General features: G+C 60.7%; 6 protein-coding genes and 1 pseudogene. 6 read left to right on the top strand and 1 reads right to left on the bottom strand.

Annotated elements, in window-relative coordinates; genetic code table 11:
* Positions 1-310 (bottom strand): annotated as a pseudogene (locus E0F99_RS27145) (TRZ/ATZ family hydrolase); the annotation flags it as partial.
* A 109-nt stretch (positions 311-419) separates the two neighbouring features.
* On the opposite strand from E0F99_RS27145, the gene mtnA reads away from it, so the two are divergent.
* The 6 genes from mtnA to E0F99_RS27115 all read left to right on the top strand — a co-directional run.
* On the top strand, positions 420-1,490 hold the full coding sequence (gene mtnA / locus E0F99_RS27140; RefSeq protein WP_083359497.1) for an S-methyl-5-thioribose-1-phosphate isomerase: 1,071 nt from the start codon (positions 420-422) through the stop codon (positions 1,488-1,490).
* 422 nt (positions 1,491-1,912) lie between these two features.
* Positions 1,913-4,570, top strand: a complete 2,658-nt coding sequence (gene gyrA, locus E0F99_RS27135) for a DNA gyrase subunit A (RefSeq protein ID WP_083359496.1) — start codon at positions 1,913-1,915, stop codon at positions 4,568-4,570.
* Positions 4,571-4,682: 112 nt separating this feature from the next.
* On the top strand, positions 4,683-5,768 hold the full coding sequence (gene serC / locus E0F99_RS27130) for a 3-phosphoserine/phosphohydroxythreonine transaminase (protein ID WP_083359495.1): 1,086 nt from the start codon (positions 4,683-4,685) through the stop codon (positions 5,766-5,768).
* A complete protein-coding gene (gene pheA / locus E0F99_RS27125; RefSeq protein ID WP_083359494.1) occupies positions 5,768-6,862 on the top strand; it encodes a prephenate dehydratase in 1,095 nt (364 codons plus the stop codon). Before serC ends, pheA begins: the two co-directional genes overlap by 1 nt.
* 9 nt (positions 6,863-6,871) lie before the next feature.
* A complete protein-coding gene (gene hisC / locus E0F99_RS27120) occupies positions 6,872-7,984 on the top strand; it encodes a histidinol-phosphate transaminase (RefSeq protein WP_083359493.1) in 1,113 nt (370 codons plus the stop codon).
* Positions 7,977-8,643, top strand: a 667-nt coding sequence (locus tag E0F99_RS27115) for a prephenate dehydrogenase/arogenate dehydrogenase family protein (RefSeq protein ID WP_130909037.1), incomplete at its 3' end; no start/stop codon positions are given. The genes hisC and E0F99_RS27115, both read left to right, overlap by 8 nt.

Genomic DNA, 8,643 nt, shown 5'->3' with positions numbered 1-8,643 from the left:
ACTTGGCTTCGGCGGGACAGATGTGTTTTTCCAGCCAGGTCATCAGTGGCAGGTCATCGGCCAGGCCGCGAAACAGGCTCATTGCCGCATGCCCGTGGGCATTGATCAGGCCAGGGCTGAGCAGCATGCCTGGCAGCTCGCGTACCTCTGTGGCTGCAAGCTTCAAGGCCGCGCCCCGTGGCCCGATAAACGCAATACGCCCGTCACGGATCCCCAGGCCATGCTCTTTGAGCACCACGCCGGCGGGTTCGACAGGTACCAGCCAGGTCGGCAGCAGCAATAAGTCGAGCGGGGCGGCAGTGGCGGTCATCGCAGGCTTCTTCCCAGGCAGCTATAAAAGAAGGGCGAAGTATACCCGAGCGTCCTGGCTGGCGGATCGCTATAATCGGCGGCTTTTGTTCATGAGTGCGGGGTAAGGGATGCGCGACCGACTGTTAGCGGCAGATAAAGTGAAGGCCATCGATTGGCGTGATGGCGCACTGCACCTGCTCGATCAGCGTGCCTTGCCTTCTCGGGAAGTATGGGTTTGCTGCACAACGGCGGCCGAAGTGGCCGACGCCATTCGTACGATGGTGGTGCGTGGCGCCGCGGCTATAGGCATCAGCGCCGCGTATGGCCTGGTACTCGCCGCGCGTGAACGCATCGCCGAAGGCGGCGACTGGCAAGCGTCTTGGGAAGAAGACTACGCATTATTGGCCGATACCCGTCCGACGGCGTCGAACCTGTTCTGGGCCTTGAAACGCATGCGTGACCGCCTTGACCGCGTCAAGAGACACGCCGACCCGCTGGCGGTGCTGGAAGCTGAAGCCATTGCGATCCATGAAAGTGATCGGGAGGCGAATGTCGTCATGGCCCAATTAGGCCTTGAACGGATTCTCAAACACCAAGGCAACGCCCAGGCGATCCTGACCCACGGCAATGCCGGCGCACTGGCCACAGGAGGTGTCGGCACGGCCCTGGGGGTGGTTCGCGCCGCGTTCCTGGAAGGGTTGGTCGAGCATGTCTACGTCAACGAAACGCGCCCCTGGCTGCAAGGTTCGCGGCTGACAGCGTGGGAGTTGGCGGGCGAGGGGATTGCGGTCACGGTGAATGCTGACTCAGCCGGTGCGCATATCCTCAAGACTAAAGGCGTGACCTGGGTGATCGTCGGCGCCGACTGCATTGCCGCCAATGGTGATGTGATCAGCACGATCGGCACGTATCAGCTGGCCGTGTGTGCCATGCACCATGGCGTACGCTTCATGGTGGTGGCGCCAAGCTCGACACTGGACCTGATGATGGCAGCTGGCGATGACGTCGCGCTGGAAGAGCGTGATCCCGGTGAATTGCTGGATGTCATGGGGCAGCGCTTGGAGGTGGCGGCTTTTAATCCGGTATTTGATGTGACGCCAGCCGACCTGATTGATGTGATTGTCACGGAAAAGGGCATCGTTGAGCGGCCGGACACCGCCAAGCTGGCCAAGTTGATGTGCCGTAAGCGCCTGCATTGAGGGCTTTGCTGTCTGTGGAACCGTCATCGCAGGCAAGCCCGCTCCCACACTCACTGTGTTCACAGATCAACCTGTGGGAGCGGGCGTGCCCGCGATTGGCCTTAAAAGTCAATAAACCCCTCGCATCTGCCCCAGGAAAATAGCACCACCCTAGCTCTGAGCCCCTCTCGTCGCCCTCAAGCCTGTCATCCGTCAACTTACTATGCTCCATGCGCATCTGGGGGATAGGTGCGTGGCGGCGATTGTGATAACATCCGGCGGTTTCCAGGGCTGCCTCAAGAGGCTGCCTATAACGTGCAGATCCGTGTCATAACTCGTTGATTTGTCGTAAGTCGTTGTCAGGCACTCTGCCGGCAGCGGCGAGCTTCGTTCGTCCCATAGGATGTGACGAGGTTTCACCCGAAAAAGGAATCAGGCTTCTCATGGGCGAACTGGCCAAAGAAATCCTCCCGGTCAATATCGAAGACGAGCTGAAACAGTCCTACCTCGACTACGCGATGAGCGTAATTGTCGGGCGGGCACTGCCTGATGCACGCGATGGCTTGAAGCCCGTGCACCGGCGTGTGCTGTTCGCGATGAGCGAGCTGGGTAACGACTGGAACAAGCCGTACAAGAAATCTGCCCGTGTTGTCGGTGACGTGATCGGTAAGTATCACCCTCACGGCGACACTGCGGTGTACGACACCATCGTTCGGATGGCCCAGCCGTTTTCCCTGCGCTACCTGCTGGTAGACGGTCAGGGTAACTTCGGTTCGGTCGACGGCGATAACGCCGCGGCCATGCGATACACCGAAGTGCGCATGACCAAGCTGGCGCACGAGCTGCTGGCTGACTTGCACAAAGAAACCGTGGACTGGGTGCCGAACTACGACGGCACCGAAATGATCCCGGCGGTCATGCCAACCCGTATTCCCAACCTGCTGGTCAACGGCTCCAGCGGTATCGCCGTGGGCATGGCCACCAACATCCCGCCGCACAACCTCGGTGAAGTCATCGACGGTTGCCTGGCGCTCATCGACAACCCTGAGTTGACTGTCGATGAGCTGATGCAATACATCCCTGGCCCGGACTTTCCGACCGCCGCGATCATCAATGGTCGCGCCGGCATCATCGAAGCCTACCGTACCGGTCGCGGCCGCATTTACATGCGCGCCCGCTCGATGATCGAAGACATCGACAAGGTCGGTGGCCGCCAGCAGATCGTCATCACCGAACTCCCATACCAACTGAACAAGGCGCGTCTGATCGAGAAGATCGCCGAGCTGGTTAAAGAGAAGAAGCTGGAAGGCATCACCGAGCTGCGTGACGAGTCTGATAAAGACGGTATGCGCGTGGTGATCGAGTTGCGCCGTGGCGAAGTGCCTGAGGTGATCCTCAACAACCTCTACGCCCAGACCCAACTGCAAAGCGTGTTTGGTATCAACGTGGTTGCGCTGATCGACGGCCGCCCGCGCATCCTGAACCTCAAGGATCTGCTGGAAGCCTTCGTGCGTCACCGCCGCGAAGTGGTCACCCGCCGTACCGTGTTCGAACTGCGTAAGGCGCGCGAACGTGGTCATATCCTGGAAGGCCAGGCGGTGGCTCTGTCGAACATCGACCCGGTCATCGCCCTGATCAAGGCTTCGCCGACGCCGTCGGAAGCTAAAGAAGCGCTGATCAAGATGCCGTGGGAATCCAGCGCCGTTGTGGCAATGGTTGAACGTGCCGGTGCTGATTCGTGCCGCCCGGAGACCTTGGACCCGCAATACGGTCTGCGTGACGGCAAGTACTTCCTGTCGCCGGAACAGGCCCAGGCCATCCTGGAACTGCGCCTGCACCGCCTGACCGGTCTGGAGCACGAGAAGCTGCTGGCCGAGTACCAGGAGATCCTCAACCAGATCGGCGAGTTGATCCGCATCCTCAGCAGCGCCGTGCGCCTGATGGAAGTGATCCGCGAAGAACTGGAAGTGATTCGCGCCGAATACGGCGACGTGCGCCGCACCGAAATTCTTGATGCCCGCCTCGACCTGACCCTGGGTGACATGATCCCGGAAGAAGAGCGCGTGGTGACCATCTCCCACGGTGGCTATGCCAAGACCCAGCCATTGGCTGCGTACCAGGCCCAGCGTCGTGGTGGCAAAGGTAAGTCGGCTACTGGTGTGAAGGATGAGGACTACATCGCTCACCTGCTGGTTGCCAACAGCCACACCACGCTGCTGCTGTTCTCCAGCAAAGGCAAAGTGTACTGGCTGAAAACCTACGAAATCCCGGAAGCCTCGCGTGCCGCCCGTGGTCGCCCGCTGGTCAACCTGCTGCCGCTGGACAGTGATGAATACATCACCACCATGCTGCCGGTTGACGAATACACCGAAGGTCACTTCATCTTCATGGCGACCGCCAAAGGCACTGTGAAGAAGACCCCGCTGGAATCCTTCAGCCGCCAGCGCAGCGTGGGCCTGATCGCCCTGGAGCTGGATGAAGGCGACGTACTGATCTCCGCTGCCATCACCGATGGCGAGCGTGAAGTCATGCTGTTCTCCGACGGCGGCAAAGTGACGCGCTTCAAGGAATCCGACGTGCGTGCCATGGGCCGTACGGCTCGCGGTGTGCGCGGCATGCGTCTGCCAGAAGGGCAGAAGCTGATTTCGATGCTGATCCCGGAAGAAGGCAGCCAGATCCTCACCGCTTCCGAACGCGGTTATGGCAAGCGTACTGCTATCAGCGAGTTCCCGGAGTACAAGCGTGGCGGCCAAGGCGTTATCGCCATGGTCAGCAACGATCGCAACGGCCGCCTGGTCGGCGCGGTCCAGGTGCTCGATGGCGAGGAAATCATGCTGATTTCCGACCAGGGCACCCTGGTGCGTACCCGCGTGGCTGAAGTGTCGAGCCTGGGCCGGAACACCCAGGGCGTAACCCTGATCAAGCTGGCCAAGGACGAAAAACTGGTCGGCCTGGAGCGTGTGCAGGAGCCGTCCGAAGTCGAAGGCGAAGAGCTCGAAGAAGGCGAAACGTTTGACGGCGAGGTCATCGCCACGGGCGATGACAACGTCGACGAGCCGACCCTCGATGCTGCCGCAGACGAAGAAGAACCGCAGGAATAAGCGGACACACAGGGGGCGGATGAAGATTCGCCCCCTTGTTGTTTGTCCCGTATGAAAGTATTGAAACTACCGATTTATTGCACCACCCCACCAGATCAGAGTGAGATTGGATGTGAGCAAGAGAGCCTATAACTTCTGTGCCGGTCCCGCGGCGCTTCCTGAAGCAGTCCTGCAGCGCGCGCAGGGTGAACTCCTCGACTGGCATGGAAAAGGCCTCTCCGTGATGGAAATGAGCCATCGCAGCGATGAGTATGTGTCCATCGCCACCAAGGCCGAGCAGGATCTGCGCGACTTGCTGGACATCCCATCCCACTACAAAGTGTTGTTCCTGCAGGGTGGCGCCAGTCAGCAGTTCGCCCAGCTGCCGCTGAACCTGTTGCCGGAAGACGGCACTGCCGACTATATCGATACCGGTATCTGGGGCCAGAAGGCCATTGAAGAGGCCTCGCGCTACGGTCACGTCAATGTGGCGGGCACCGCCAAGCCTTATGACTACTTCGCCATTCCCGGTCAGAACGAGTGGAAGCTGTCGAAGAACGCCGCTTACGTTCACTACGTAGCCAACGAAACCATCGGCGGCCTGGAGTTCGACTGGGTACCGCAAGTAGGTGACGTGCCGCTGGTGTGCGACATGTCTTCGGACATCCTCTCGCGTCCGATCGATGTGTCTCAGTACGGCATGATCTACGCCGGTGCGCAGAAGAACATCGGCCCGAGCGGCATCCTGGTCAACATCATTCGTGAAGACCTGCTGGGTCGTGCGCGTTCGCTGTGCCCCACCATGCTCAACTACAAGGTCGCGGCCGATAATGGCTCGATGTACAACACCCCGCCAGCCTTCGCCTGGTACCTGTCGGGCCTGGTGTTCGAGTGGCTCAAAGAGCAGGGCGGTGTTGCCGCCATGGGCAAGCTCAACGAAGAGAAGCAGCGCACGCTGTACGACTTCATCGACGCCAGCGGCCTGTACAGCAACCCGATCAACCTGACCGATCGCTCGTGGATGAACGTGCCTTTCCGTCTGGCTGATGATCGTCTGGACAAGCCATTCCTGGTCGGCGCCGAGGAGCGTGGCCTGCTGAACCTCAAGGGCCACCGTTCGGTCGGCGGCATGCGCGCCTCCATCTACAACGCTGTCGATATCAACGCCGTCAAGGCGCTGGTCTCCTACATGGCAGCGTTCGAAAAGGAACACGGCTAATGTCTGAGCAAGAACTCAAGGCCCTGCGTGTACGCATTGACAGCCTGGACGAGAAAGTCCTGGAACTGATCAGTGAGCGCGCGCGGTGCGCCCAGGAAGTGGCACGGGTGAAAATGGCCTCCCTGGCTGAAGGCGAAGTGCCGGTGTTTTACCGGCCTGAGCGCGAGGCCCAGGTGCTCAAGCGCGTGATGGAACGCAACCAGGGCCCGCTGGGCAACGAAGAGATGGCGCGGTTGTTCCGTGAAATCATGTCTTCGTGCCTGGCGCTGGAGCAGCCGCTGAAAGTGGCTTACCTCGGCCCTGAAGGCACCTTCACCCAAGCAGCAGCCATGAAGCACTTCGGCCACGCCGTGATCAGCAAGCCGATGGCCGCGATCGACGAAGTGTTCCGTGAAGTGGCGGCCGGTGCAGTGAACTTTGGCGTGGTGCCGGTGGAGAACTCCACTGAAGGTGCGGTCAACCACACGCTGGACAGCTTCCTTGAGCACGACATGGTGATCTGCGGTGAAGTCGAGCTGCGTATCCACCACCACTTGCTGGTGGGCGAGAGCACCAAGACTGACAGCATCAGCCGTATCTACTCCCACGCCCAGTCCCTGGCTCAGTGCCGCAAGTGGCTGGATGCGCATTACCCGAACGTGGAGCGTGTGGCGGTTTCCAGCAACGCCGAAGCGGCCAAGCGGGTCAAGGGTGAGTGGAATTCGGCGGCGATTGCCGGTGACATGGCCGCTGGCCTGTACGGCCTGACGCGTCTGGCCGAGAAAATCGAGGACCGCCCGGACAACTCCACGCGCTTCTTGATGATCGGCAGCCAGGAAGTGCCACCGACCGGCGACGACAAGACCTCGATCATCGTCTCCATGAGCAACAAGCCCGGCGCGCTGCATGAGCTGCTGGTGCCGTTCCACGACAACGGGATTGACCTGACGCGAATCGAGACGCGCCCTTCGCGCAGCGGTAAATGGACTTATGTGTTCTTTATCGACTTCATCGGCCATCACCGCGACCCACTGGTTAAAGGTGTGCTGGAGAAAATCAGTCAGGAAGCCGTAGCACTCAAGGTGCTGGGCTCTTACCCGAAAGCGGTTTTGTGAGGCTTTAACATGAGTGGCAACTTTCTCGCCCTGGCTCAGCCGGGCGTGCAACAACTGTCGCCTTACGTTCCAGGCAAGCCTGTGGACGAGCTGGCGCGTGAGTTGAACCTGGACCCGTCGAAGATCGTAAAGCTGGCCAGCAACGAAAACCCGCTGGGCCCAAGCCCCAAGGTATTGGCGGCGATTCGTGAAGAGTTGGCCGAGCTGACCCGCTACCCGGACGGCAACGGTTTTGCCCTCAAGTCCCTGCTGGCGGAAAACTGCCGGGTCGAGCTGAACCAGGTGACCCTGGGTAATGGTTCCAATGACATTCTTGAACTGGTCGGCCGCGCCTATCTGGCGCCTGGCCTGAATGCGGTGTTCAGCGAGCACGCGTTTGCCGTCTATCCGATCGTGACGCAGGCTGTCGGGGCCGATGCCCGGGTTATTCCGGCCAGGGATTGGGGGCATGACCTGCCAGCCATGTTGGCGGCCATCGACGCCCAGACGCGCGTGGTGTTTATTGCCAACCCGAACAACCCGACCGGCACTTGGTTTGACGCTCGGGCGCTGAATGACTTCCTGCAGGATGTGCCGGAGCATGTGCTGGTGGTGCTGGACGAGGCCTACATCGAGTACGCCGAAGGCAGTGACCTGCCGGACGGCCTGGACTTCCTGGCGGCTTACCCGAACCTGCTGGTATCGCGCACCTTCTCCAAGGCTTATGGCCTGGCCTCGCTGCGCGTTGGTTACGGCTTGTCCACGGCGGTGGTGGCCGATGTGCTGAACCGCGTGCGCCAACCGTTCAACGTCAACAGTCTCGCCCTCGCGGCAGCCTGTGCGGCGGTGAAGGACGTTGAGTACTTGGAAGAAGGCCGTCGCATCAACGAAAGCGGCATGCTGCAGTTGCAGGAAGGTTTCCGTGAGTTGGGCCTGGGCTGGATTGCGTCCAAGGGCAACTTCATTTGCGTCGATCTCGGTCAAGTGGCCGCGCCGGTCTTCCAGGGCCTGCTCCGCGAAGGCGTGATCGTGCGCCCGGTGGCCAACTACGGCATGCCGAACCACCTGCGTATCACCATTGGCTTGCCGGCTGAAAACAGCCGCTTCCTGGAGGCGCTAGCCAAGGTTCTGGCTCGTGGTTGATGTCACTGCATTGCAACCTGCTGTGCCTGTGATCGGTCGCCTGGTGGTGGTCGGTCTGGGGTTGATCGGCGGCTCCTTCGCCAAAGGCCTGCGTGAGAGCGGGCTGTGCGGTGAAGTGGTCGGTGTGGATCTGGACCCGCAATCGCGCAAGTTGGCGGTTGAATTGGGCGTGGTGGATCGCTGTGAAGCAGACCTGGCGCTCGCGTGCCAGGGTGCAGATGTGATCCAGCTCGCCGTGCCGATTCTGGCGATGGAGAAGCTGCTGGCCTTGTTGGCCGGGATGGATTTGGGGCAGGCGATCCTGACGGATGTTGGCAGTGCCAAAGGCAATGTGGTGCGCGCGGCACAATTGGCGTTTGGCGGCATGCCGGCGCGGTTTGTGCCAGGCCACCCGATTGCCGGTTCCGAGCAGAGCGGAGTGGAGGCGTCCAATGCGCAGCTGTTCCGCCGCCATAAAGTGATCCTGACGCCGCTTGAGCAAACCGATCCAGCGGCTTTGGCCGTGGTTGATCGGCTATGGCGCGAGCTGGGCGCGGATGTCGAGCATATGCAGGTCGAGCGCCACGACGAAGTGCTGGCGGCGACCAGTCATTTGCCGCATCTGCTGGCGTTTGGCTTGGTGGATTCCCTGGCTAAACGTAACGAAAATCTCGACATCT

This window comes from Pseudomonas antarctica (assembly GCF_900624995.1).
GTDB classification, from domain to species: Bacteria; Pseudomonadota; Gammaproteobacteria; order Pseudomonadales; family Pseudomonadaceae; genus Aquipseudomonas; species Aquipseudomonas antarctica.
This window is presented reverse-complemented; position numbering and strand designations above follow the sequence as displayed.